We start from the raw sequence: 24,010 nt of genomic DNA on the forward strand, positions 1-24,010 counted from the left end.
GCTACAGTTACGGGCCAGTAGGAACGCTAGCGTTCCCTGACAGCTGTGGAGGATTCGCGCATGATCAAGGCAACGCAACCCCTCACGGCCGCACCGATTTCCGGACCGCTACGCGATGCGCGCGGCCTGTCCGCCGCCCTGGTCGCGCACTTCGCCGAACATGTGGCCCGCTGCGGCACCCTGCCCGGGGACGCGCTGCGGGGGGAGGTCACCGCCGTCACCCGCACCTGCCTGGAACTCGCGGCCGGGGTGCTGGAGGGCCGTGACGTGAGCGCCAAGGTCGAACGCCTGCAGCGCGCGGGCGCGGACTGGGCGCGCGAGGGCATTCCCATCGGGACCATCCACCGCGCCGTGCACGACGGCTTCGCCGTGGGTTTCGATCTCATCGTGGACGCCACCGGGCCCGAGGACTACGCCCGGCTCGCGGTCACCGCGCGCCGGCTGTTCGAGGTGCTGGCCATCGTGGATTCGGCGTTCGCGGTGTCCTATGTGCGCGAGCACCGGGCGGTGGTGGCCGAGCATCACACCGCGGTGCACACGGTGGCGTCGGCCCTGCTGGCCGGGCATCCCGCCTCGACCATGGCCCGCGCCGGCGGCATCGAGATCGACGAGTCGTATTACGTACTGGCGCTGAGCATTCCGTCGCATCCGGGCGAGGACGATCCCCGGGTGGACGGTGAGGTGGTGGCCCGCCGCAAGCTGCGGCGGGTCCAGTCCGAGCTGGCCCGCGGCGGTCGCGGCCGGGCGCTGTCGCTGCTCAGCGCCGACGGCGGCACGGTGCTGCTACCCGCGGCCGAGGTGACGCCCGCCGAGATCGGCGACCTGGTCGACGGATTGTCCACGGCCGCACAGGTTCCGGTGACCGCCACCGTCATCCACGCCGAGACGCATCGCATTCCGGAGGCCGCCGAGCAGGCGCACGAGCTGCTGGACATGGTGCACCGCCTGGAGTGCGCGCCCGGCCTGCACCGCTTCGACGACCTGGCCATGGAGTACCAGCTGACCCGGCCGGGCCCGGCCCGCGAGTACCTCGGCACCCTGCTCGATCCGCTGGACGCCTACCCGGAACTGCTGGAAACCCTGCGCCGCCATATCGGCAACGACCTGAGCCGACGGCATACGGCGCGCGTGCTGGGCGTGCACACCAATACCGTCGACAATCGGCTCAAACGGATCGGGCAGCTCACCGGATTCGATCCGGCCCAGCCGTCCGGGCTGTGGTACCTGCGGTCCGCGCTGGTGGCGCGCAGCTATCGGAAGTCCGAGCGGATGCGGATCGGGCGGCCGGACACCATGGCCGCCAGCAACGCGGCGAAGTGACGGTGCTCGGACAGGGCGCGCCGCGACGCGGCCACCGACCAGACGGTGCGCACCTCCGACGGCGGCAGCGGGCGGCCGGCCAGACGGTCGGCCAGCCAGTCCACCATCACCGGAATCGCGATGAACTGCAAGGGAAGATGCGTGCTGAGCCGGTCGCGCAGATAGCGGACATGCGCGCCGCGGGCGTGATAGCGCCGCACGTGCGCATCGACATCGGCGACCGCGATCACCTCGTCGTTGACACCCTGGACCACGAACAGCGGCATGGCGGGAGCCTGCGCGCCCGGCTGGATGTCCTCGAGCACCGCCCGCATCTCGGGCCGGGTCAGCAGCGCGCCGAGGCCACCTTTGATGTGCCGGTTGGCATTTCGCCCGGCATAGCGGGCCAGCAGCGGGAACGTCGCGATCGATTCGGCGCGGTCGAGCAGTTCGAGGTACTCCGCCGACACCAGACCCTGGACACAGTCGTCCAGTTCCGGGTAGGCGCGGCGCAGCCCGGAGGTGAACACCATGGCGAATCCCGCGAAGGGAGAACCGTTCAGGCGCACGAAGGCCGAGGCGGGATCGCCCACGGGTGAGCCCGCGACCGCGCCCACGATATCGAGTTCGGGGGCGTAGCTCGTGGCGAGTTCGGCCGCCCACACCGTGGCCAGGCCGCCGCCGGAGTAGCCCCACAGGCCGATTCGGGTGCGCGGATGCAGGCCCAGCGGTGCGAAGCGCAGGGCGGCGCGCACGCCGTCGAGGGCGCGATGGCCGGGCTCACGGGCCGCGCCGAAGTGGCCGTTGATGCCCTCGTGGTCGGGCACCGAGACCGCCCAGCCGCGGGCCAGTGCGGCGGCGATGAGCGGGAACTCCACCTGCGGGATGGCGCCCAGCGCGCGAGCGCGGTGCTGTAAAGCGTAGGAGGGGAAGCATTTCGGCGCGACGGCGTCGATGGCGCACTGGAACGACACCAGCGGGCGGTCAGCGGAGGGTTCCGCGTCCCAGGGCAGCAGGACGGTGGTGACCGCCGCCTCCGGCCGGCCGTTGAGATCGGTGCTGCGGTACAGCAATTGCCAGGCTCGGACGCGCTGCGGAATGCGCCCGAACAGGCCGAGCCGCACCGGCCGCGACCGCAGGATCGTGCCCGGCGCAACCGATCCCGGGTCGATCGGCGAACGGTAGAACGGATCCTCACCGGGTAGTAGAGGATGCCCGCGCGGCGGGTCGGATTCCATTGTGAAACTGCCGGATTCGACGGCATCGCCGATCGTCATCGTGATCCTTTCGGAGAGAAGCCAGAGGGCCGGGGCAAGTCCCCGGCCTCCCTCGTGCTGGTGATTCGGGAGCGAGAGCCCCCGGACGTCGCTCAGATGTGCCCGCTGCCGCCGATCATCCAGGGGTTGAAGGTGCAGACCAGGTCGGGATGGGCGGCCGGGTCCAGGGCGTGCAGCGCGATGGAGGCCGCCCGGGGCGAGTACATGATGGTGAGGTGATCGGAGACGTCCTCGGGGCAATCCTGTTGCAGCGTGATGTTTTCCACGGGGGCGTCGGGGCCCGGGGTGAGGAAGGTCCACTCGTAGGGGTTGGAGATCTCGTCGTGGGTGGTGCCGACGACGGTGTACGCCACACCGGGCACGGTGTCGCCGCCGGCATTCAGCTTGGCGTAGAACGGCGAGCCGAGGACCTGCTCGGTATTGGCCTGGCCGATCAGCGGCTCGTAGAAGCCGAGGATGTTCAGGCCGAGATCGGTGATGATGCGCCCGAGGGTGGCGATGCCGAGCAGCGAGGTGCCGTGGGTGGTCGCGCCGAAGCTGATGACCTTGCCGACTTTCCCGAGGCCGCCCTCGAATTTCAGGTACTGGCTGGTGACCGGTCCGCCCTGGGAGTGGGCGATCACATCGACCGCGGGCGCGCCGGTGGCGGCCAGCACCCGATCGATGAACTGACCGAGCTGCCGGGCGGAGTCCTCCATCGGCCCGACACCGAAGCGGCCCGGCAGGATCGGCCCGACACCGCCGCCGCCCAGCGGCGTCTCGCGGCCGAAATTGAAGGCGTAGACGCAGAATCCGGCGCGGGCGATCTGCGGGGACAGGAACGAGAAGCTGTCGTAGGTATTGAGCCAGGTGCCGTGTACCAGCACCACGGGGTTGGGGTGCTCCGGGGTCGGTTTGCAGTTCCAGTCATTGGATCCGGGCGGCGCGGCATCCGGGTGGGTCAGGCCGTAGCCGAAGGCGGCCAGGAAGGACGACATCTCCGGGCCCACGCCGACGGTGTCGGAGGCGGTGCTGACGGTCGCCGAGCCGGAACTGCTGCCGGAGTCGGCGATGGAATCCGGCTCGGAGCGCGCGACGCCGGTCGAGAACGCGACCGCGAAGGCGGTGGCACTGGCGAATACGGCACTGCCGAGGGTACGGATGGTCGGCCTCATGAAATCTCCTACTGCGTCCGGCGGATCCGACCGAACGCGTCGAATCCGATTGCGACCGTAGGAGCGTGCTGTGGCCCGTGTCACGGGCGCTGTGCCAGGTGACAGCGCGGCCCGGCGTGGATGCCGGGCGATTGTGGCGACCAACAGCCGTCAGGGGGCGGGTGTGCTCACAATGGCCATGGCCGTGCGGGTGAACAACGGCGCCAGTTCGGGCAGCGCCTGGGCGCCCTTGGTGTGCAGGCAGGCGCGCACCCGATCGTCGATGCCGCCGAGCAGCATGTCGATCAGCTGCCGATCGGGTTCGGCGGTCAGATCGCCGTCCCGCACGCCGACCCGGGCCACCGCCATGATGTAGTCCGCGAATCGCTCGTGGACGCGCAGCCGGTGTTCCACCAATCCCGGTCCGGCCGCCAGGGTTTCGACATACAACGCGCGGGCCGCGCCGGGCTGCATGGACAGCACGCCGAGATAGATCTCGAAGGAGATCCGCACCCGGTCGGCGAAATTCACGCCCTGGAGGCCCGTGACGGTCTCCTGCAACTGTTCCAGTGCCGCGCCGACCGCGAGATCGTATGCGGCGGCGAAACATTCGTCCTTCCCGCCGAATACCGCGTAGAAGGTGCGGCGCGCCACCTGCGCCCGGGTCACGATATCGGCGACCGTGGTGGCCGCGAAGCCGAGCTCACCCACCGCCTCCAGCACGGCGGTGCACAGGCGCCGGTACTGCGAGGCCTCCACCTGTTCGCGGGTCAGCCCGTGCCGGCCACGCGGCAGCGGTCCCGGTTCACCGATGGTTTCCACACTCACGTCCCCAGAATAGGTTTCCACGTCACCGAGCGACTAACGGTCCGGCCAATACCAGGGCGGTTCATCCGCTGTTTGCTGTCCCGCCACCGTCGTCACGCCTTCCTGTTCGAGCAATTCGATCATGGTCGCGTCGTCGGCGTACTCGTCGATGACGCCGCTCAGTTCGTCCGAATGGCTCACCACCTCCAGCTGGGCGTCCTCGGCGGCGCGGGCGACGAGCCGGCCCAGCGGGGCGGGCAGGTCCGGATGCGGGCTGGTCACGGGCTCGTTGAGCACCAGCAGCTGCGGTCGGGTGCGGGACCATGCCCCGGGGGCCGGTGACCACGTTCAGGCGGCCGAGCGGCACCCGCGGTTTGCGCAGGGACCGGTAGTTCTCCACGGCCAACGTGGTCAGCATGGGGTCCAGCGTATTAGTTACCAACCGGTCTCGATCAGTCGGCGAGTCCGGCCCGCCACTCCCGATAGGCCGACCGCGAGCATACCGCGCAGGGGCGATAGCCGGCCGCGACCGCGGTCGCCTCGTCCGCGAAGAAGACCCGGTGGGCGGTGTAGCCGCCGCGGGCGAGGGCACGCAGCGCGGCCGGACAGTCCAGGCGGCCGTAGATCCTCAGGCGGCGATGGCCGCCCAGGACGCCGGGGGTCCGGCTGGCATACGGGCGGCCGTCCGCGCCGAGCAGGGTGTACGCCATCGCTCTCCCTCTCAGGCGTCGTGGAAGACCAGGCCCAGGGTGTGGCGCTGACCGGACCGCACCAGGCTCACCCCGTGCCGCATGGGCGCGGCGGACCAGCCGCGCGTGCCGCGCACCGGGCGATCGCGGGTGGTGAAGATCAGGCCGTGGCCCTGCGGCAGCGCCATGGCCGCGCCGCGGGATTGCGCGCGCGGGCGCTGCTCGACCATGAGGAATTCACCACCGGTGTAGTCCACGCCCGGTGCGTCCAGGCCGATCACGACCTGGAGCGGAAACACCATGTCGCCGAACAGGTCCCGGTGCAGGGCATTCCAGTCGCCGGGACCGTAGCGCAGCAGGATCTGCGAGCCCTTCACCTGACCGGCCCGATGACACTGGGCGATCCACTCGTCCAGGCGTTCCGGCCAGGTGCCGGGCCGGCCCAGCCGGACGGCCCAATCCCTGGCTATGGGAAGCAGTTTCGGATACAGAGCCCACCGCAGCTCGGCCACGATCTCCGGGAGGTCATGGGTGAAGTAGCGGTATTCGCCCGAGCCGAAGCGGTGGCGGGCCATGTCGACCGTCGAACGGAAATGCTCCTCCTCGTCGTAAAGCCCTGCGAGGGTCCGGCATTCGGCGGCGGTGAGCAGCGGACCGGTGAGCGCGTGGCCCTGGTCATCGAGCTCGCCGGCCAGGGCTGCCCATTCCTGCTGGGCGACCCGGCCGGCCCACACCGAGCCGAGGGCGGCGGTGGTCATGCCGCCCGCTCGAGGTCCAGCAGTTGCTGTTTGCGCTCCACTCCCCCGGCGTAGCCGGTGAGCGAGCCGTCGGACCCGATCACGCGGTGACAAGGTCGCACGATCAGCAGCGGATTCGCGCCGATGGCCGAACCCACCGCCCGCACGGCTGCCCTGGGCGCGCCGATGCGCGCCGCGATCTCCCCGTAGGTGGTGGTGGTCCCGTAGGGGATCTCTTCCAGGGCACTCCACACGCGCCGCTGGAAATCGGTTCCGGCGCTGCCGAATCGGAGATCGAACTCACTCCGCTCCCCGGCGAAGTAGGCGGTCAGCTGCCCCACCACCTCGGCGAACGCTTCGGCGTCCGCGGTCCACTCCCCCTCCACCAGAATGCTCTTGCTCCCGGCCATCGACACCGCGGTCAGCTCCACCGAGTCGCCCCGCAGCTCCCCGACCAGCAGCAACTCCCCGACCGGGCTGGCCATCGTGGTGTACACGCGCATCGCTTCCTCCTTCGTCGTCTTCTCTCTTCCTCACCTACTCTGGCCCAGCCGATCCCCGATGACCGGCGGGAATCAGCCATCGCGTTGGCGGCATTCGGACAGACGTCAGCCGGGCCCGTGGCCCGGATCGAGAACATTTGTTCAATACCTCCGGCGGCGTGCCGCCGAAGCTGAGGGGCATGTTCAGACACGACAGGAATGACACGAACGGGGCGGGCGAGGGCGAGCGGCCTCCGCTGGGCATTCGGCTGCTGCACGCCCTGCGCAAGGACCCGGATTGGGAGACGCTGACGGCGGCGGATTTGGCCACCCACAGTGCGGCGGCCAATCGTCTCTTCGGGTCGCGGTCAGTGCGGGTGATCACCGGTTTTCCGAAGCGCGGCACCACTATTGATTGGGAGGAGGTGGCGCTGGGCGATCGTGTGATCCCGGTCCGGGTGTACCGGCCGTCGGGCGAACGCGTCGGCACGCTGCCACTGGTGGTTCACGTCCACGGTGGCGGGTTCGCGGGAACGGCGGCGCAATGCGATTGGGGGAACAGTCATCTCGCGGCGCGGCTGCCCGCGGTCGTCGTGTCGGTCGAGCATCGTCTGCTCGCGCCGGGGATTCCGCTGTCGGCGGCCGCCGATGACGGCTGGGATGTGCTGCGGCACATCGTGAATCACGCCGGGGAATGGGGAATCGACCCCACACGGGTGGCCGTCGCCGGGGAGAGCACCGGCGCATTGATCACCGCGCTGTCCGCGATCCGCGCCAAGGCGTCCGGCCTGACGCTGCGGGCACAGGTACTGGTCAACCCCGCGAGCGATCTGGCCGGGTCGTTCGATGACTACGCGTCGATCTCCCGGTACGCGGACAGTCCGACGCTCAGCCTGCCGAAGCTGAACCTGTTCCGGCGGTTGGCAGTACCGCCCGGCTCCGATCCTCGTGCGGTATCGCCGATGTGTGCCGACGACCTCGGTGGGCTGGCCCCGGCGCTGGTGGTGGTGCCGACCCTGGACCCGCTGGCAGACCAGGGCCGTCGCTACGCCGAGCGGCTGCGCGAGTCCGGCACGCCCGCCCAGCTTTCCGAATACCCCGGTGCGACACACGCTTTCATCACGATGCCCGGCCTGGTCCCACAGGCCAGAGCGGCGCGAGCGGAGATCACCAGCTTCCTCCGCGACCACGTGGCCGGATCACAAACTCGACAGGCAAACTTGCAAGTTTGACTTTGTTTATGGCACTCTGGGCCGGTGAGCACGAACGGAGAGGACAGGTCGGCCGCAGCAGTGGCCGCCGCCGCGAGCGAGCTGCGGGTGGCGGCGAGCCGGCTGTTGCGGCAGTTGCGGACGGCCCGGGCCGGAATCGAGATGACGCCCTCCCAGGCCGTGGCGCTGAGCCGCCTCGGGCACGAGGGGCCGATGTCGGTCGCCGATCTGGCGCGGGCCGAGCGGGTGCGGCCGCAGTCCATGCGCACCACCCTCGCCGTACTGGAGGAGCGCGGGCTGGTGGTGCGCGCGCCGCATCCGACCGATCAGCGGCAGGTGCTGCTGTCACTGTCCGAGGCCGGGCAGCGGTTGCTGCGGCTGGCGCACGACGCCAAGGAAGACTGGCTGGCAACCGCGATCACGACCAAACTCTCGCCCGGCGAACAGGATTCGCTCATCGCCGCGATCCCGCTGCTCGCCCGGCTCACCGAAGACTGACCGGAACCACCACTCCCAGAGAAGGATTGCACCTTGACCGACACCCTGCTCGATCCCAACACCGCTCTGGTCCTCATCGACCTGCAACGCGGTATCGTCGCCGCCCCCACCCAGCCCTACCCCGCGGACGAGGTGGTGCGCCGGGGAACCGAGCTGGCCAAGGCCTTCCGCGACAAGGGCCTGCCGGTCGTCCTGGTGCGCGTCACCTTCGCCGCGGACGGCAGCGACATGCCGCCCGGCCGCACCATGCAGCTCGCCGGCGCCTTCACCCCGCCGCCCGGCTGGGACGAACTCCTCGACGAACTCGACATCCAGCCCACCGATATCCGGATCACCAAGCGCCAGTGGGGCGCCTTCCACGGCACCGACCTCGACCTGCACCTGCGCCGCCGCGGTGTCACCGCCATCGTCCTGGGCGGCATCGCCACCAGCATCGGCGTCGAATCCACCGCCCGCGCCGCCCACGAACACGGCTATCACGTCATCGTCGCCACCGACGCCGCCGCCGACCGCGACCCCGCCGCCCACGCCCACTCCGTCGAAAAGATCTTCCCCCGCCTCGGCGTCACCGCCACCACCGAGGAAGTCCTGGACGCCGTCACCAAGCTCTGACCGAATCACGACCACGCAGCAACCAAGATCAGGGAGCTCCCACTGCGGAAATCTGTCGGCGATTTCCCCCGCTGAGAGCTCCCTGATCTTGTTGCCGACTGCCCACTGCGCGCCGTCGCCGAGATCGATTCCGGCCCCGGCGATTACCGTGCCGCCGAGCTCGATGGGCCCGGCCAGGTCGGCGCAGGCGATGGCCACGCGGGCGGGATCGCTGTCCCATGCGCCCAGGACGACCGCCGCGCCCTCGGGCCCGTCGTGGTCGATCGCCTCCCCCGTCTCGACCAGCCAGGCGCGCCGGTCACGTGCCGCGATCACGCCGAAGGCCAACAGCACTGCCAAACCAGAACTCCCACAGGCGAATTGCCGCGCCGGCTCGAATCAGCACGGCACGCTCCTGCCCCGGCCATACGATCGGGGCGGGGGCGCGGTAATCGAGTCTTCCGGCCGTTCACAACCGGCGGGCGTCGATCATCCAGATCTGGATATTGGAGGCTTCGTGGTTGGAGCCGATCCGGCCGATCATGCGCACCAGATCGGTGACATCCTCGGTCCGGGCGAGTAATTCGACTCGCAGGCCGGCGGAGACATCGGTTTCGAAGCGTTGTCCGCGATAGCTTTCGACGCGGTTGGCACGGTCGTCCACGCGATAGACCTGGGTGACCACCATGCGCCGCACACCGAAGGCGGCGAGGGCCTGTTTGATCTGATCGAACAGGCCGGGCGGCACCACCAGCGTGAGGAGTTTCGCGTCCGCACCGCCGCCCGGGTCCATATTGTGATAACCGATCATGCCGCCGAGGTGCAGCGGCGCCGACATCAGGATTCCTTGGCCGGAATCTCCGCTCCGTCCTGCCGCACCGCCGCTTCCGTTCGCACCGCTTTCCGCACGGACGGTTGCGCGTGGACGAGCGTGTCGTCCGGGTACGCCTCTTCCTCGTGTGCTCCGACATCACCGGTCTCGAGCACTTCGTCGGGCATGCGCAGGCTCATGAACAGGCTCAGCACCTTGAGAATGACGAAGGTGACCAACGCATCCCAGACGATCACCGTCGCGGCCGCACCCGCCTGCCAGAGCAGCAGTTTCGGATTGTGCCCGTAGAGCCAGCCGCCGTAGGTGGCGTCGGCCGCGCCGCCGGTCCCCAGGTACACCCGGATGTTCGGGTCGGCCAGCACACCGACCAGCATGCCGCCCGCCAGCCCTGCCACGCCGTGGGTGTGCACCACGCCGAGGGTGTCGTCGACCTTGCGGAACAGCCGGGTGCGCCCGAGCTTGTTCCAGGACAGCCACACCAGGGTCGAGGCGATCAGACCGATCACCATGGCCCCGAAGCTGTTCACGAAGCCGGCCGCCGGGGTGATGGCGACCAGGCCGGCAATCATGCCGTTGACCGCGCCCAGGAAATTGGGCCGCCGCGACGGACCGGCCAGCATGTCCCAGATCACCCAGGTCAGCACCGCGACCGCGGTGGCGAGATTGGTATTGATCACCGCGAGTGAGGCATCAGCGCCCGAGAAGTACGGGTCGCCGCCGTTGAAGCCGTTCCAGCCCAGCCACAGGATGCCCGCCCCGGCCGCGGCCATGGGCAGGTTGTTGGGCACCGCTCGTTCCCGGTCGCGGGTCAGCCGCGGGCCGATGACCGCCGCGGCCACGAAGCCCGTGGTGCCCGCGGCCAAGTGGATGACATATCCACCGGAGTAGTCGAGCGCACCCATTTGCGACCACCAGCCGCCGCCCCAGATCAGGAATGCATTGACCGAATACGCCAGCGTCGACCAGAGTGGGACGAAGATCAGCCACACCTTGAAATTGATGCGCCCGATCACGCTGCCCAGGAACAACAGCGGTGTGATGCCGGCGAACACGAACTGGAAGTAGGCCAGCGTGGTCTGGGAGAATCGGAACTTGGGCATGAGTCCGTCGAGCAGCGGAATCACGGCCTGCTCTTGATTATTGGAACTCAGAATTGTGTGCGGCTTGCCGATTGCGGCCCGCAGTATTCCTGGGCCCAGTTTGACGGGCTCGCCGAACCCCATCTTGAAGCCCCACAGCACCCACACCACCAGGACCAGCGAGAATCCGGTGAACGCCATGAGCATGGTATTGACGGCCCATTTGCGTTGCACCAGACCGCCATACAAGATCGCGATACCGGGAATGCTCATCAGGCCGACTAGAGTCGCGGCTACCAACTGCCAGGCATTGTCGCCGGGATTCAGCCAGTCGGGATACGGTGACATGGTTCAGCGCTACCTCACCGCGGAGCGGGCAGGCACCAGACTCGCTCCAGCACTAAATTACGTTGTGACATAAGGTGTCTAAGGTCACATCGGGTGAACCAAGTGTTGTGCCGGAACATTTCCCGGCGATTACACGCGGTTAAATCTGGATTTCATGGTCCGGTCATGAATGCACGTGCATTCGAAATGATGGACCCACTCAGCAAATTCCGACCGGTTGGAACTCGATCGACAGGGTGCGATCGCTACCGTACGATCTGGCTACGGGGAGCACCGGCCGGTCGAACGGGGGAAACGGAGTTGAGGAGTCGCTTACCGGCGACCATTCGCAGTCGCTCAGCGGCGATCACTCGCGGGGGCATGCAATGGACGCGACGCTTCGTGCGCACCGCGCCCGGCGTCATCGGTGCGGTGGGCGCTGCCCTCGCACTGCTGGCCCTGCTCGGCGGCCTGGTGACCGCCGATCAGCAGAGCACCAAGATCACTCGCCACGACACCGTCCTGGCGCACACCGAACCGCTGGCCAATGCCGCACAGCGGCTGTACGTGGCACTGTCCACGGCCGACGCGGCGGCGTCCACCGCCTATCTCTCGGGCGGGATCGAGTCGCCCGAGGTGCGGATCCGCTACGAGAACGCGCTGACCGACGCGGCCGCCGCGCTCGCGGAGGCCACCACCGGCGCCGCGGACGCCGAGACCCGTACCATCCTGGGCCGGATCTCGGCCGAATTGCCCAGTTACACCGGCTATGTCGAGGCGGCGCGGGCCAATAACCGGCAGGGCCTGCCGGTCGGCTCCGCGTATCTGCGGCAGGCGTCGGCGCTCATGCAGGGCTCGATCCTGAAGGACGCGGGCGAACTGGAGCACATTCGCCTCGCACAGCTGCACAGCGATCAGGGCGCGATCACCGGGCTGCCCTGGTGGAGCGCGGGCACGCTGGTGCTGCTGCTCGCGGCCTGCGGCTACGGCTCGTGGATTCTGGTCCGGCGCACCAACCGCTGGATCAATCCGGGCGTGGTCACGGCCGGCGGTCTGACGGTGGTCGCGCTGTTGTGGATCCTCGCCACCACGGCCGCGACCACGGCGGCCATCGACACCGGCGCCACTGCCCGCTTCGAAAAGCTCGCGCAGGCAAGGATTCTCGCCCAGCAGGCGCGCACCGAGGAGACGCTGCAGCTCATCACCCGCGGCGACCTCGACGCCAGCGAGCAGCGCTTCACCGCCGGCAGTGACCAGCTGCGCGCGGATCTGGCCGGCCTGCTGAGCGGCAATTCCGCCGCGTCGAAGGCCTTCTCGGGCTGGCAGGACGGCCATCAGAAGGAGCTCGCCGCCTACAAGTCCAACGACTATCGCGGGGCGGTCGACCAGTCGATCAAGACCGACGGCGCGGGATCCGCGGCGCAGTTCACCGCCCTCGACGACGCCTTGAAGACCGAACTCGAGCGCACCCGCCAGGAAGTGCGCGACGATGTGAACACGGCCGGAAATGCCCTCACCCTGAGCCCGCTGGGCACGCTGGTGCTGCTGCTGGCGGCGGCGGGATCGATCGTCGTCGGGGTGTGGCCGCGGTTGAAGGAGTTCCTGTGAAGCGGATGCGGATGCGGATGCTGATGGTGGCAGCCGTGGCGCTGCTGGCCGCCGCGTGCGGGTCGACGCCGGATGCCGCGCCCTTCCAGCTGCCGTCCGGCAGCCGGCTGCCGGTGGGCGCGACCGTCCTCGCCACCGCGCCCAATCAGCGCGCCGACCAGTCCTGTAACCCGACCGCGAGCCTGCGGCCGCTGAGTCCGCAACCGCAGCCGGGGTCCATGCCCGCCCGGTCGACGATGGCGAACATCGTCGCCGGCGGGAAGATCCGGATCGGGGTGGACCAGAACCAATTCCTGTTCGGTTACCGCAATCCGTCGACCGGCGAGCTCGAGGGCTTCGATATCGATCTCGCCCACGAGATCGCCCGCGACCTGTTCGGCGACCCGGGCCGGGTGGACCTGCATCCCATCGACTCCGCCCACCGCGCGGATGCGCTGGCGAAGAACGAGGTCGACCTGGTCGTGCAGAACTTCACACCGACCTGCTCGCGCCGCCAGCAGGTCCAGTTCTCCGCCGTCTATTTCGAGACCGACCAGCGGGTGCTGGTGACCAAGGGCTCGGGCATTCGCTCGGCGGCCGATCTGGGCGGCAAGAAGGTGTGCGGCATCCCCAACTCGACGACGCTGGACGCGGTGTTCGCACTTCCCCAGCGCCCCATCGTGATCGGGATCGAGAACTGGCTGGACTGCCTGACCGCGCTGCAGCAGGGCGAGGTCGACGCCGCCAGCACCGACCTGCCGCTGCTGTACGGCTTGAAGATCCAGGACCCGAATCTCGAGGTGGTCGGCGACGCCATGGCCACCGATGTGTACGCCATCGGAGTCCAGAAGCAGAACACGGATCTCGTGCGGTTCGTCAATGGCGTGCTGGAGCGGGTGCGCGCCGACGGCACCTGGCAGCGGATCTACAACCAGCGGCTGAGCGTGCTCGGGCCGTCCAACGGTCCCCCGGCGCCCAAGTACAGCGATTGAGCCGGTCATGCACGAGAATCCTGGGCACATTCTCAGCGTCGCCGAGATAGATCGTGACATCGCCGAGCGGGCACGCGAAATCGAGACCATTGCCGCGACCCTGGTGGAGCTGGACAAGCATCCGGGGCTGGTGCTGCTGCGCCGCTTCCCGCCCACCGGTGTCACCGAGCAGCGCTGGGCGCCGGCGCGGGCGGCGCTGGAACTCATGTGGGAGGACTTCGGGCGGCTGGGCACCGTGCTGGACCAGGCCCGGACCGCGCGCGGACGGCGACGCCTGGACGCACTGGACCGGGAGGAGCTCACGCGCCTGCTCCGCGGACAGCCGGTCGAGGTGTCGCGCAGCACGATTCCGATGTCACAGCGTTCGCTGAGCGGGCCGCGCGAGCAGATCGAGCTGATCGGCATCACCGAGTTGCTGGACCGCATGCGCGCGGCCTTCCCGACCGTGGTGCGGGTGCTCGACGCGGTGGAGGCGGTGCACACCCGGGTGATGACCGATATCGCGCCGCTGCAGGCGGAGCTGACCCGCACCGGCATGTCGATTCCCGAATTGCAGTCGCTGACAAGCGATATCGACGCCCTCGCCATGCAGGTCGCCACCGATCCCCTGGCGCTGGCACCCGATGCGCTCGAGCGCCGCCTGGGCGACCTGTCCCGGCGTATGCGCGAGGCCGCGACCGTACTGACCGAACTGCGGGCCATCTCGGCGGATTGGGACGCGGCGATCGAACGGTCCCGGGCCCTGGTCGAGGCGCTGCGCAAGACCTACGAGCGGGCTGATCGCGCCCGCACCGAGGTGGAGCGCACCATCCTGGCCGCGCCGCTCCCCCGGCATCCGGACGACAGTGCCGTGTACAGCGCGGAACTGACCGCGCTGGAAGCCAATCCGTCCGTGCCCACGGTGCTGTGGGAGCTGCGGCAACGCATCACCGGGGCCCTCGACACCGCGACCCGCAACGAACAACTCGCGCAGGGGCTGCTCGATCGGCGGATGGAACTGAAGGGGCGGTTCAGTTCCTACCGGGCCAAGGCCGCCCGGTTGGGGGTGGCCGAGGACCAGGATGTGCTCGCCGCCGCCCGCATCGCGGCGGGGCTGCTCTCGCGCCGGCCCTGCGATCTGGCCGCGGTCACCCGCGCCATCACCGACTACCGCCAGCTCATCGACCAGAAATCGGGGAGGCGATCATGAACTGCACCGAACCCGGCTGCACCGGGACCATCGAGGACGGCTATTGCACCGTCTGCGGCACCGCCCCGAGCGCGGCGCCCGCGGTCACCGGGGGCGGGCCGACCACATCGACCGGGACGAGGGCTGCCGGCGCGGCGAGCGCCGTCGGCTCCGACCGCTGTGCCGAACCCGGTTGCACCGGAACGATTCTCGACGGCTACTGCGATGTGTGCGGCAGCGCGCCCGCGCCGCCGTCGGCGCCGGCCGCCACCGCGCACGACACCGGGCACGCGTCGGCGATGAGCACGGGATCGACGGTCAGCGGCCGGTCATCCCGCAGTGGGCGTTCGGTGCGCACCGGACGGTCGGGAGCCTCCGGGGCCAGCCGCGGCAGGCTGGGCGCGGGCATGGTCAAGGTGCCGTCGGTGCCGCGCCGGGATCCGGCAGAGGCCGTGCTCGTCGATCCGGAGGTGCCGGAGAACCATCGCGAATGCGGTAGGTGCAATCGGCCGGTCGGGCGCAGTCGCAATGGTCAGCCCGGCCGCGCCGAGGGCTTCTGCGCCCACTGCGGGACGCGATTCTCCTTCACCCCCAAGCTGTCCGGCCGGGATGTGGTGGGCGGCCAGTACGAGGTGCTCGGCCCGCTGGCGCACGGCGGCCTGGGCTGGATCTACCTCGCGGTGGACCACAAGGTCGACGACCGGCCGGTGGTCCTCAAGGGCCTGCTCAATACCGGCGATGCGGACGCCATGCGGGCGGCCGTGGCCGAGAAGCGGTTCCTCGCGCAGGTCGATCACCCGAATATCGTGCGGATCTACAACTTCGCCGAGGACACCGGGCCGGACGGCAAACCGGTCGGGTACATCGTGATGGAGTACGTGGGCGGCAAGTCGCTCAAACAGCTGCTGCGCGAACAGCGCACCGCCGATCAGCGGTATCTGCCGCCCGCGCGGGCCATCGCCTACATCCTGGAGATGCTGCCCGCATTGGAGTACCTCCATGACCGCGGGCTCGCCTACTGCGACTTCAAACCCGACAATGTGATGCAGACCGAGGAGCAGCTCAAGCTCATCGACCTCGGCGCGGTCGTCGGCCTGCACGATCAGACCGAAACCATCTACGGCACACCGGGTTACCAGGCCAAGGAGATCGCGCAGACCGGGCCGACCGTCGCGTCGGAGGTGTACACGGTGGGCCGCACGCTGGCGGCGCTCATCATGCGGATCCCGCCGGTGAACAACGAACTCGGCCCGCTGCCCGGTCCCGAGCTCGAACCGCTCATGGCCCGCCACGAATCGCTGTACCGATTCCTGGTGCGCGCCACCGATATCGAGCCGGACGCGCGCTTCACCTCCATGACCGAGATGGGCGATCAGCTCACCGGCATTCTGCGCGAGGTGCTGGCCACCGAGGACGGGCGGCCCCGGCCGGGACTGTCCACCCGGTTCGGCCCGCCGCGCGGGGTGTTCGGCGTCGGCGACCAGCTGCCCGGCGATCCTCGCGCCCTCATTGCGGCGCTGCCGGTTCCGCTGGTCGACCCGAGCGACAGCGGCGCGGCATTGCTGGCCTCCACCAGCGCGGTCACGCCCGAGGACCTGGAGCGCGAGATCACCGCGGGCCTGCAGTCGGTGGTCACCGGCCGCGAGGAGTCGGTGGAGATCCCGCTCCGGCTGATTCGCGCCGCACTGGAATTCGGCGATCCGGACGACGCGCTGCGCCGGCTGGACGCGGTGGGCGAGACGCTGTCCGGCGACTGGCGGCTGACCTGGTTCACGGGCCTGGCCCGCCTGCTGCAGCGCGATTGGCCCGCCGCCGCAGCCGAATTCGACGCCCTCTACAGCGCCCTGCCGGGCGAGGCCGCCCCGAAGCTGGCCCTGGCGGTCACCGCCGAGCTCATGGCCGCGGACGGACTGGACCCCGAGACCGCGCGCGAGCGGGCCGCCCGCTACTACGACCTGGTCTGGCGCACCGACCGCTCCTTCACCAGCGCCGCCTTCGGCGCGGCCCGGCTGCGGCGCGCGACCGGCGACCGGGCGGGCGCGGTCACCGTGCTCGATCAGGTCGACGCCGCCTCGGCGGTGCACACCGAGGCCGGGGTCACCGCCGTCGAGACGCTGCTGGCCGTCGCCGAGCCCGCCGAGCTGACCGAACAATTGGTTCGCGATGCCGGCAAACGCATCGATAGTCTGACCCTCGACTCGAAACGCCGTGCCGCACAGGCCCGTCTGCGAGTCCTGGACGCGGCGCTGCGCTGGCTGCGCCTGGGCAGGGTGCCCACCGACCACTCCCCGCTGCTGGGGGTGGCGCTCGATCAACAAGGGGTACGCACCGGTTTGGAACGCTGTTATCGCGACCTGGCGCACGAGACCGAGGACATGTGGGAACGGATCGCCCTGGTGGAGCAGGCCAATGCGGTGCGCCCGAGGACGCTGCTGTGACGGCCCGCTGCCCGCACTGCGGCACCTTCGTCGCCGACACCGACCGTTTCTGCGAGGCCTGCGGGCGCAAACTCGGCATCCGGGCGATCGCGCTGCCGCCCAAGGAATTCCGGCCCGGCTCCGGCTCGACCGTGCCGGTGGCCGAGGCGGCGCGCAGTGCCCGGCTCGCCCCCACCGGCACCACGGCCACCGTCGAATCCGGTCCGCCGCCCGACTGCACCGGCTGCGGCGGAAGCGAATTCGACCCGGACGGCTACTGCGCGACCTGCGGTGAGCTCGGGCCCGAGCGGGATCGCTTCGAATTCGACCTGGGCACCGCGTGCCTGATCACCGATCGCGGCCTGCTGCACGCCCGCAACGAGGACGCGGTCGCGGCGGCGGTGCTGGAGGGCGCGGTGCCGAATCGTCCGGCCGCCGCGGTCATCACGGTCTGTGACGGGGTGTCGACCTCCGAGGATCCGCAGGCCGCCTCGGGTGCCGCGGCCCGGGCGGGGCTGGACGCCTGCCTGGCCGCCCTCGCCGCGGACCAGCCCGCCGAGGACTGCGTCATGGCCGGGCTCACCGCCGCCGCCGACGCGGTCAAGGCGGTCGGCTCGCCGGGCGGGAAAGCACCGTCGTGCACCTATGTGTCGGCGATCGTGCAGTTCGACGCCGAGGGCGGCGCGGACATCACCGTCGCGAATGTCGGTGACAGCCGCGCCTATTGGCTGCGCGGCGACGACTCCGACCGGCTCACCGTCGACGATTCCCTCGCCCAGGCCATGGTCGACAACGGCGTGCTGGACGCGGCCACCGCCATGGACGGCCCGCACGCGCACGTGCTCACCCGCTGGCTGGGGGCCGACAGCGAACACCAGTGGTCGCCCACCTGCGTGCGCACCCTGCACACCGACGCGCCCGGGGTGCTGCTGGTGTGCACCGACGGGTTGTGGAATTACCTCCCGGAGGCAGCGGCCCTGTCCCGCTTCACCGGCTCGCTGGCGCCGTTGCCCGCGGCGCGCGCCCTGGTGGAGCACGCGCTCGGTGCGGGCGGCAAGGACAACATCACCGTCGCCCTCGTACCCGTCCCGTCCCTCGCACCGTCAGGAGACACACCGTGACTTCCGCTGAGAACAAAGGCATTTCGGTAGCCATCGACCAGAACGCATTCCTCGCCGAGGGGGTGCGCACGGTCGACGCCATCGTCACCGTCGAGGCCACGGGCGATCTGGTGGTGTCGGTAGCGCCGCCGCCGCGGGTCGAGATCCTGATCATCGACACCTCCGGGTCCATGGGCGCGGCCGACAAGTTCGCGGGCGCCCGGCGGGCCACGCTGGCGGCGCTGGACGTCATGCCCGACGGCACCCGGTTCGCGATCGTGGAGGGCACCGACAAGGCGCAGGTGGTGTTCCCGCACCGCGGACCCTCGGCGGTGGCCAGCCCGCAGGAGCGCGCCAACGCACGGCGAGCGCTGGACAAGCTGGTACCGCACGGCGGCACCGCGATCGGCACCTGGCTGGGACTGTCACGCCTGATCGCCCAGCAGCATCCGGGGGCCATGGTGCACGCCATCCTGCTCACCGACGGCAAGAACGAGCACGAGACGCCCGAGCGGCTGGCGGAGGAGATCCGCCAGTCCATCGGTGTCTTCACCTGCGACTGCCGCGGCGTCGGGGTGGACTGGGAGCCGAACGAGGTGCGCCCCATCGCCTCCGCGCTGCACGGGACGATCGACACCGTGGCGACCGCGGATCTGCTGGCCCAGGATTTCGCGGCCACAATGGAATCGTCGATGGAGAAGGCGATTCCGGACCTGACCATGCGGGTGTGGACACCGGTGGGTGCGAAGATCGTGTTCCTCAAACAGGTCGCGCCGTTCATCGAGGATCTCACTGCGCGACGCACCGAGGTGGGACCGCAGGTGGGCGAATATCCGCTGGGCTCCTGGGGCGCCGAGGATCGCGACTATCACATCCAACTGGAGCTCGAGCCTGCCGCGCCGGATCGGGAGAAGCTGGCCGCGCGGGTGAGCGTGCTGGCCGAGGGCGACGTGCTCGGGCAGGGTCTGGTCAAGGCGGCCTGGACGACCGATACCGACAAGTCGGCGATCATCAGCCGCCGGGTCGCGCACTACACCGGACAGGCCGAGCTGGCCCAGACCGTTCAGGAGGGCCTGACCGCGCGCAAGCAGGGCGACTTCGCCACGGCCACGGCCAAACTCCAGCGCGCGTACCACCTGGCCAGCGAGTCGGGCAATGAGAACACCGCCAAGCTGCTGCTCAGTGTCGTCGACGTGGTGGACGAGCGGACCGGGACCATCCGACTGCGCAACAAGATCGATCCCGCCGACGAGATGGCCCTCGACGTCCGCTCCACCAAGACCGCCCGAGTCCGCAAGGAACCGTGATGGCGCTCTGCATCGAGGGGCACGAGACCGCCGCCACCGACTACTGCGATTTCTGTGGTGCGCCGATGGGCGGTCCATTCGGTAGCGCCGCACCGCAACTCGCGGTGTGCCCGTCCTGCGGGGCGCCCTCGGAGGGGCGATTCTGCGAGAACTGCGGACACGACTCGGCGCTGCCGGCGCCTCCGCCCGCGCCACCGGTGAGCGCGGAACCGGCGACGACCGGCGGCGAATCCGGGGCGGTCGAGAACGGTGCCGCAGCGCTGATCTGGGTCGCCACCATTTCCGCCGACCGGGCGCACTACGCGCGCATGCAGGCGCAGAAAGGGCCCGATCTGGAGCGGGTCGACTTCCCCGCCTACTACCCCGACCGCCGAATCCCCTTGCAGGGGCCCAATATCCTGATCGGCAAGCGCAGCGTCTCGCAGGGCGTGCACCCCGATATCGACCTCTCGGTCGCGCCCGCCGATATCGCGGTCTCGCGCTCGCACGCCATCCTGCACATCGACGGCGGGACGCTCACGGTCACCGACCTGGGCTCCACCAACGGCACCTGCCTCAACGACAGCCCGCAACCCATCCCGCCGAAAACTCCTGTGCCACTCCAGGCAGGCGACCGCATCCACGTGGGCGGCTGGACCACCATCACGGTGACCACCGAACCGGGCTGATCACTCAATTCGAGCAAAACGGCAATCTTGGTCCATTGTCCAGGTTAGGCTCCCCGCCCTATGAGCTTGACCCGCCGAGACTTCGCCCGCACCACCCTGGCCGCCGCCGCAGGCGCGCTCGCCACCGGCCTGACCAGCCCTGCGGCGCAGGCGATCCCGCACGCGCGTACCGTCGGCGCACCACCGCAGGCGTGGATGTCCACGCTCCCCGACGCCACCTCGCTGCTGCGCCTCACCATCCCCGGCACCCACGACTCCTGCTGCACCAGCGCCGCCAACGGCACCGAGTGGGCACACACCCAGAACTGGTCGCTCCCGGACCAATTCGCGCACGGCATCCGCTTCCTGGACATCCGCTGCAACGGCCTGCAGGACCACACCGCGGACTCCTTCGGCGTGTACCACAGCGCCTTCTACCAGGGCATCACCTTCGATACGGTGCTCGACCAGTGCCGGGCCTTCCTGGCCGGCAATCCCGGCGAAGTCCTCGTCATGCGGGTCAAGAAGGAGGACGGCACCAATAACGACGTGGGCGCCGATTTCGCGCGAATCTTCAACGGCTACCTGGACACCAAGGGCTACCGCTCACTGTTCTGGCTGGAGAATCGCTTCCCCGCGCTGGGTGAGGCCCGCGGCCGCATCGTCCTCATCGCCCAGTTCGCCAATTCCCTCGGCTGCCTGCAATGGCCCGGCGGCGACAACGGCGTCTTCACCACCGACCGGATCCATCTCCAGGACCACTACAAGGACCACGGCCTGGCCGGCCTCGACTCCGGCTCGTCGAACTTCGGCTCCTCCGGCGGCGACAAATTCGACTATGTCAAAGCCTGCCTCGACAAGGCCGCCGCCGACCCCGCCAACACCCTCGAGTACATCAACTTCACCAGCTTCGCCGACAGTGCCTGGCCCAAGGACAACGCGGCGGCGATCATGCCCAAACTCGCCGACTACCTGACCGCCCACACCACCCAGTCCGCCCACTACGGAATCGTTCCCATGGACTTCCCCGACCAATACACCCGGGTCCTCGACCTCCTGCTCGCCAAGAACGTCGGCTAGCCCCTACCGCGGACTTCGAATGACCCGGGCGCACCGGCTCTGGAATCGAGCAGGGATCGTCCACCCGCTCGAGGAGACACGGCCGGCGACCCCGCCGGGGCGAGTCTGCCGCTGCGCACCACCTCGTTGCCGTTCCTGTCCGGTCTCGATGTCCGAGCGCCCGGAGCGGTGAGCACCATTGTCGCCCTGGGTGATTCGATCAGCGACGGCTATGTCGCCTCGAACTTCCTGGGCCTCCCGCAGGATCCCGGCGTGTCGACCGTGCCCAGCGCTACCCCGACTTCCTCCAGCGGCGGCTCGATCAGGCCGGGCTGCCGTACAGCGTCGTCAATGCCGGCATCTCCGGAAACCGGGTCACCAGAGACGGATTCATCCCCCAGTTCGGTCCCGTCGCCACCGCCCGGCTCCAGCACGATGTGCTCGACCAGCCCGGCGTCACCGACGTCATCATCCTCGAGGGCATCAACGACCTGGGCATCCCGATCGGCGCCGACTACCACCAGCTGGTTCGCCGGCAACTGAATTCCTGGATTCGCGGGCAGCAGCTCGCCGACAGCGTCATCGGCTTCGACGCCGCCCTCCGCGACCCGGTCGACCCCTCCGTCCTGGCCCCGCGCTATGCGGGTCCGGACAACCTCCACCCGAACGCGACCGGATACCAGGCCGTGGCCGATGCCATCGATCTCACCACCTTCGGCGGCCAGGGCTGATAATTCGCCGCAGTGCGTCGAGAGACAATCGCATTCGGAAATGCCACCCCGTGGATTCGTGCCCGCCAGTTCGATTGCCGCACAAATGGTCTCGGTTAGATTACGATGATCTTGTGAGTTATCCGATTCCGTCGGCGAAGGTGCTGTTGGAGAGCCGCCTGCGGATGGTGCTCGACGGCAGCCCCTACACCGTGCGCTCGGTCCACGACGGCCTGCGGGTCGAACGTCCCTACGACAAGGACCGCACCCGGACCCCCTACAGCTATTCCCTGCGGCTCAATGAAAAGCACAGCCGCGCACAGTTCTTCCGATACTACTGGCCCAACAGCGAGGGCGAGGCCCCGCACCACTGGAACCGCGATCCCGACCGGATCGGGGAATCCATCAAATCGGAACTGGCCACGATGGGCTGGCGACTCGGCCGCAGCCCCGCGGAATGGTTGTCCGCCATCCTCGGCACGGTCGTCTGGCTGGCGGTCCCGGGCACCATTGCCGCGTTCTCCGGCCAGACCTGGTTCCTCGCGGTCTTCGGTTCGGTCCTCCTCGCGGTCGGCATCGTCATCGTCGTCGGGGCAGTCGTTCTGCTGCGCCGATCACGTACCCGAGTGTGATCCCCGGGCCGGGCTGCGCCTGGCCGTCCAGAACATCCAGGATCCTGCCCCCAGCGTGAGTGCGATGAAGGTCGCCATCCCGATCAGCGCCGCGATTGCTCCCGGCCCGGTGGCCCCGCCCCCGCTGGCCTCGATCAGGAAACCCGCGGCTACCGGTCCGATAAGTACCAGACCGAGGGCCGTCAGCAGGAATGCGACATATGTCAGCACTCCCGCGGGCAATCGTGTTCGCGCTGCCGAACGCGCATGTCCTCCGCCATCAACCTGCTGCTGTAACCGCCGAGCATTCGTCATATGCCCTCGAATCCATGTCTCGTGAGATGCATTCGAACAGGGAATTACGCCAACACCGTGAACTTCTCAGCGGCCGCACCGCAATCGAACGGTCATCGCCACCTCGAATGGGTTCACGGCGTAATCCTGCCAGCAAGAGCCGCGCCGACGGATCAAGCCGCACAGGCATTTCGAAATGTCGGGTACTAACGGAGCAGGTTCACGAGTTGACGGTAGGCGGCGCGGGTGGGTGGCGCCAGGCGACGCCAGCTGATGGGGCCTCCGGAACCCAGGTGGGCGTCATAGGGGATTTCGGCGACCGCCCGGACCACGTCGCCGAGATATGTGCGGACGTGTTCGGTGACCAGCGGCCCGTCTTTCGGGTGCTGACGCGTGACGACGATGACGGCTTCGGCCAGGTGGTACTGGCTGTAGTTGTCGTCGAGCCAGATCAGGGCGGGTTTGAGCCGATTCACGGCGTCGGGACGGGCGGCGAGGGTGATCACCAGCGAGATCCGGGAGTCCGACAGCAGCGGGGCGACCATGCGGTTGGTGACGGGCGCGCCGCCGTCGTAGACGGGCAGGCAACCGGCTTCCACCAGATCGCGATGCACCGAGGAGTAGGTCTCGCGGCGGGGCAGCGCCTCGGGGCCACGGGGCAATACGCCTACGCCGGAGCTGTTTTCGCCGCAACTGTCGATCACGGTGGACGGCAGGCTGCGGTGGGTCATGCTCAGCCAGGATTGGACGGTCCCCGCGGCGTCGATGGTGTCGCAGCCGCGGGCGGCCAGGTCGCCGCCGGTGGTCGTGGCATCGACGACGATCGGCGAGTGTTCGCCGTAGTCGTAGGCGGCCGCGCCCGCGACGCCCAGGGCGGTGGTGGTCGCGCCAGAGCCGCCGGAGCTGCCCAGGACGAGGACGGGTGGCAGGTCGGCCCAGAGCAGGTAGCCGTTGCGCGGCTGCATGCGCACCATGTCGGTGGGCGCTCCGGGCGGGGCCGGACGCAACAGCAGGGAAAGGTCTGTGGGAGTGGAAGAAAGAGCGGCGGGATGATCCGGGAAATTTTCGGACACTCTAGATTCCTTTGATGCGAGCGGCAGACGATGCTGCGGAATCTTCTGGTCACCACGTCGCGGAGGACGGCTACGCCGGCGTC

General features: G+C 69.2%; 24 protein-coding genes. 14 read left to right on the plus strand and 10 right to left on the minus strand.

The genetic code is table 11. The features are described from left to right. Positions 1-60: 60 nt before the first annotated feature. A complete protein-coding gene (locus ACFXKA_RS17895) occupies positions 61-1,320 on the plus strand; it encodes a PucR family transcriptional regulator (RefSeq protein ID WP_379428070.1) in 1,260 nt (419 codons plus the stop codon). Here the strand turns inward: ACFXKA_RS17895 and ACFXKA_RS17900 are convergent. The 7 genes from ACFXKA_RS17900 to ACFXKA_RS17930 form a co-directional block, all read right to left on the minus strand. After that, positions 1,251-2,576, minus strand: coding sequence for a lipase family protein (locus ACFXKA_RS17900; protein ID WP_379428071.1), 1,326 nt, complete (start codon positions 2,574-2,576; stop codon positions 1,251-1,253). The two genes, ACFXKA_RS17895 and ACFXKA_RS17900, sit on opposite strands and share 70 nt — an antisense overlap. A 92-nt stretch (positions 2,577-2,668) precedes the next feature. Continuing rightward, the gene (locus ACFXKA_RS17905; protein ID WP_379428072.1) at positions 2,669-3,730 is read right to left on the minus strand and encodes an esterase/lipase family protein; all 1,062 of its coding nucleotides are present in this window, start codon (positions 3,728-3,730) and stop codon (positions 2,669-2,671) included. A gap of 150 nt (positions 3,731-3,880) precedes the next feature. Beyond that, entirely contained in the window at positions 3,881-4,537 is a 657-nt protein-coding gene (locus ACFXKA_RS17910) for a TetR/AcrR family transcriptional regulator (RefSeq protein WP_379428073.1), read from the minus strand. Positions 4,538-4,570: 33 nt separating this feature from the next. Beyond that, on the minus strand, positions 4,571-4,798 hold the full coding sequence (locus tag ACFXKA_RS17915; protein WP_379428074.1) for a hypothetical protein: 228 nt from the start codon (positions 4,796-4,798) through the stop codon (positions 4,571-4,573). 170 nt (positions 4,799-4,968) lie between these two features. Then, a complete protein-coding gene (locus tag ACFXKA_RS17920; RefSeq protein WP_379428075.1) occupies positions 4,969-5,226 on the minus strand; it encodes an Ada metal-binding domain-containing protein in 258 nt (85 codons plus the stop codon). Between the two features lie 11 nt (positions 5,227-5,237). Beyond that, entirely contained in the window at positions 5,238-5,963 is a 726-nt protein-coding gene (locus ACFXKA_RS17925) for a 2OG-Fe(II) oxygenase (RefSeq protein ID WP_354846285.1), read from the minus strand. After that, positions 5,960-6,445 carry a methylated-DNA--[protein]-cysteine S-methyltransferase gene (locus ACFXKA_RS17930; RefSeq protein WP_354846282.1) on the minus strand — a complete coding sequence of 162 codons (486 nt, stop codon included), beginning with the start codon at positions 6,443-6,445 and terminating at the stop codon, positions 5,960-5,962. Before ACFXKA_RS17930 ends, ACFXKA_RS17925 begins: the two co-directional genes overlap by 4 nt. Positions 6,446-6,624: 179 nt before the next feature. Here ACFXKA_RS17930 and ACFXKA_RS17935 point away from each other — a divergent pair, with 179 nt between their 5' ends. From ACFXKA_RS17935 to ACFXKA_RS17945, 3 genes are read left to right on the plus strand one after another with little or no spacing between them, the layout of a single operon-like run. Beyond that, complete coding sequence (locus tag ACFXKA_RS17935) at positions 6,625-7,656, plus strand: alpha/beta hydrolase (RefSeq protein ID WP_379428076.1); 1,032 nt, start codon at positions 6,625-6,627, stop codon at positions 7,654-7,656. Positions 7,657-7,680: 24 nt separating this feature from the next. Beyond that, positions 7,681-8,133, plus strand: coding sequence for a MarR family winged helix-turn-helix transcriptional regulator (locus ACFXKA_RS17940; protein ID WP_379428077.1), 453 nt, complete (start codon positions 7,681-7,683; stop codon positions 8,131-8,133). 33 nt (positions 8,134-8,166) lie between these two features. Continuing rightward, positions 8,167-8,745: a hydrolase gene (locus ACFXKA_RS17945; protein WP_379428078.1), complete on the plus strand. Its 579-nt coding sequence runs from the start codon at positions 8,167-8,169 to the stop codon at positions 8,743-8,745. Positions 8,746-9,193: 448 nt separating this feature from the next. Here the strand turns inward: ACFXKA_RS17945 and ACFXKA_RS17950 are convergent, their stop codons facing one another. Continuing rightward, positions 9,194-9,562 (minus strand): P-II family nitrogen regulator, encoded by a 369-nt coding sequence (locus ACFXKA_RS17950; protein ID WP_379428079.1) that lies wholly within the window; start codon positions 9,560-9,562, stop codon positions 9,194-9,196. Further along, positions 9,562-10,983 (minus strand): ammonium transporter, encoded by a 1,422-nt coding sequence (locus ACFXKA_RS17955; protein ID WP_354846267.1) that lies wholly within the window; start codon positions 10,981-10,983, stop codon positions 9,562-9,564. The genes ACFXKA_RS17950 and ACFXKA_RS17955 overlap by 1 nt, the downstream gene beginning before the upstream one ends. A gap of 360 nt (positions 10,984-11,343) precedes the next feature. Between ACFXKA_RS17955 and ACFXKA_RS17960 the strand changes: the two genes are divergently transcribed. The 10 genes from ACFXKA_RS17960 (at position 11,344) to ACFXKA_RS18005 (ending at position 22,581) form a co-directional block, all read left to right on the plus strand. Continuing rightward, positions 11,344-12,570 (plus strand): hypothetical protein, encoded by a 1,227-nt coding sequence (locus ACFXKA_RS17960; RefSeq protein WP_354846265.1) that lies wholly within the window; start codon positions 11,344-11,346, stop codon positions 12,568-12,570. A gap of 5 nt (positions 12,571-12,575) precedes the next feature. Beyond that, entirely contained in the window at positions 12,576-13,541 is a 966-nt protein-coding gene (locus tag ACFXKA_RS17965; protein WP_379428157.1) for a glutamate ABC transporter substrate-binding protein, read from the plus strand. A 7-nt stretch (positions 13,542-13,548) separates the two neighbouring features. After that, positions 13,549-14,730, plus strand: coding sequence for a hypothetical protein (locus ACFXKA_RS17970; protein ID WP_379428080.1), 1,182 nt, complete (start codon positions 13,549-13,551; stop codon positions 14,728-14,730). Next, positions 14,727-17,147: a tetratricopeptide repeat protein gene (locus ACFXKA_RS17975; RefSeq protein WP_379428081.1), complete on the plus strand. Its 2,421-nt coding sequence runs from the start codon at positions 14,727-14,729 to the stop codon at positions 17,145-17,147. Before ACFXKA_RS17970 ends, ACFXKA_RS17975 begins: the two co-directional genes overlap by 4 nt. Continuing rightward, complete coding sequence (locus tag ACFXKA_RS17980; protein WP_379428082.1) at positions 17,144-18,247, plus strand: PP2C family serine/threonine-protein phosphatase; 1,104 nt, start codon at positions 17,144-17,146, stop codon at positions 18,245-18,247. Before ACFXKA_RS17975 ends, ACFXKA_RS17980 begins: the two co-directional genes overlap by 4 nt. Continuing rightward, positions 18,244-19,533: a VWA domain-containing protein gene (locus ACFXKA_RS17985; RefSeq protein WP_379385268.1), complete on the plus strand. Its 1,290-nt coding sequence runs from the start codon at positions 18,244-18,246 to the stop codon at positions 19,531-19,533. The genes ACFXKA_RS17980 and ACFXKA_RS17985 overlap by 4 nt, the downstream gene beginning before the upstream one ends. Further along, positions 19,533-20,201, plus strand: coding sequence for an FHA domain-containing protein (locus ACFXKA_RS17990; RefSeq protein ID WP_379428083.1), 669 nt, complete (start codon positions 19,533-19,535; stop codon positions 20,199-20,201). The genes ACFXKA_RS17985 and ACFXKA_RS17990 overlap by 1 nt, the downstream gene beginning before the upstream one ends. A gap of 60 nt (positions 20,202-20,261) precedes the next feature. Beyond that, a complete protein-coding gene (locus ACFXKA_RS17995; RefSeq protein WP_379428084.1) occupies positions 20,262-21,260 on the plus strand; it encodes a phosphatidylinositol-specific phospholipase C in 999 nt (332 codons plus the stop codon). Between the two features lie 311 nt (positions 21,261-21,571). Continuing rightward, positions 21,572-21,970, plus strand: a complete 399-nt coding sequence (locus ACFXKA_RS18000) for an SGNH/GDSL hydrolase family protein (protein ID WP_379428158.1) — start codon at positions 21,572-21,574, stop codon at positions 21,968-21,970. A gap of 113 nt (positions 21,971-22,083) precedes the next feature. Further along, on the plus strand, positions 22,084-22,581 hold the full coding sequence (locus ACFXKA_RS18005; protein WP_379428085.1) for a hypothetical protein: 498 nt from the start codon (positions 22,084-22,086) through the stop codon (positions 22,579-22,581). Between the two features lie 479 nt (positions 22,582-23,060). Here ACFXKA_RS18005 and ACFXKA_RS18010 read toward each other — a convergent pair whose 3' ends face one another. Beyond that, entirely contained in the window at positions 23,061-23,927 is an 867-nt protein-coding gene (locus ACFXKA_RS18010) for a MinD/ParA family protein (RefSeq protein WP_379428086.1), read from the minus strand. Between the last annotated feature and the right edge of the window lie 83 nt (positions 23,928-24,010).

This window comes from Nocardia sp. NPDC059228 (genome assembly GCF_042754245.1).
Classification (GTDB): Bacteria; Actinomycetota; Actinomycetes; order Mycobacteriales; family Mycobacteriaceae; genus Nocardia.